The organism is Enterobacter sp. AC1, from assembly GCF_050434705.1.
In the GTDB taxonomy this organism is placed as follows: domain Bacteria; phylum Pseudomonadota; class Gammaproteobacteria; order Enterobacterales; family Enterobacteriaceae; genus Enterobacter; species Enterobacter cloacae_L.
In genome coordinates this window covers 1-1,238 of record NZ_JBNDIZ010000016.1, presented here as the reverse complement: position 1 = coordinate 1,238, position 1,238 = coordinate 1, and the positions used below count along the sequence as shown (strand labels likewise).

1 rRNA gene is annotated in these 1,238 nt (G+C 53.0%); it reads right to left on the bottom strand.

The features are described 5' to 3' along the window. Window positions 1-1,238 (bottom strand): 23S ribosomal RNA (locus M2433_RS23360); the annotation flags it as partial.

Sequence of the window (1,238 nt, the reverse complement as noted above, 5' to 3'; positions counted from 1 at the left end):
TGTTACCTGATGCTTAGAGGCTTTTCCTGGAAGCAGGGCATTTGTTACTTCAGCACCGTAGTGCCTCGTCATCACACCTCAGCGTTAAAAAGGTACCGGATTTACCTGGAACCTCCGCCTACATGCTTAAACCGGGACAACCGTCGCCCGGCTAACATAGCCTTCTCCGTCCCCCCTTCGCAGTAACACCAAGTACAGGAATATTAACCTGTTTCCCATCGACTACGCCTTTCGGCCTCGCCTTAGGGGTCGACTCACCCTGCCCCGATTAACGTTGGACAGGAACCCTTGGTCTTCCGGCGAGCGGGCTTTTCACCCGCTTTATCGTTACTTATGTCAGCATTCGCACTTCTGATACCTCCAGCATGCCTCACAGCACACCTTCAACGGCTTACAGAACGCTCCCCTACCCAACAACGCATAAGCGTCGCTGCCGCAGCTTCGGTGCATGGTTTAGCCCCGTTACATCTTCCGCGCAGGCCGACTCGACCAGTGAGCTATTACGCTTTCTTTAAATGATGGCTGCTTCTAAGCCAACATCCTGGCTGTCTGTGCCTTCCCACATCGTTTCCCACTTAACCATGACTTTGGGACCTTAGCTGGCGGTCTGGGTTGTTTCCCTCTTCACGACGGACGTTAGCACCCGCCGTGTGTCTCCCGTGATAACATTCTTCGGTATTCGTAGTTTGCATCGGGTTGGTAAGCCGGGATGGCCCCCTAGCCGAAACAGTGCTCTACCCCCGAAGATGAGTTCACGAGGCGCTACCTAAATAGCTTTCGGGGAGAACCAGCTATCTCCCGGTTTGATTGGCCTTTCACCCCCAGCCACAAGTCATCCGCTAATTTTTCAACATTAGTCGGTTCGGTCCTCCAGTTAGTGTTACCCAACCTTCAACCTGCCCATGGCTAGATCACCGGGTTTCGGGTCTATACCCTGCAACTTAACGCCCAGTTAAGACTCGGTTTCCCTTCGGCTCCCCTATACGGTTAACCTTGCTACAGAATATAAGTCGCTGACCCATTATACAAAAGGTACGCAGTCACACCACGAAGGTGCTCCCACTGCTTGTACGTACACGGTTTCAGGTTCTTTTTCACTCCCCTCGCCGGGGTTCTTTTCGCCTTTCCCTCACGGTACTGGTTCACTATCGGTCAGTCAGGAGTATTTAGCCTTGGAGGATGGTCCCCCCATATTCAGACAGGATACCACGTGTCCCGCCCTACTCTTCGAGTTCACA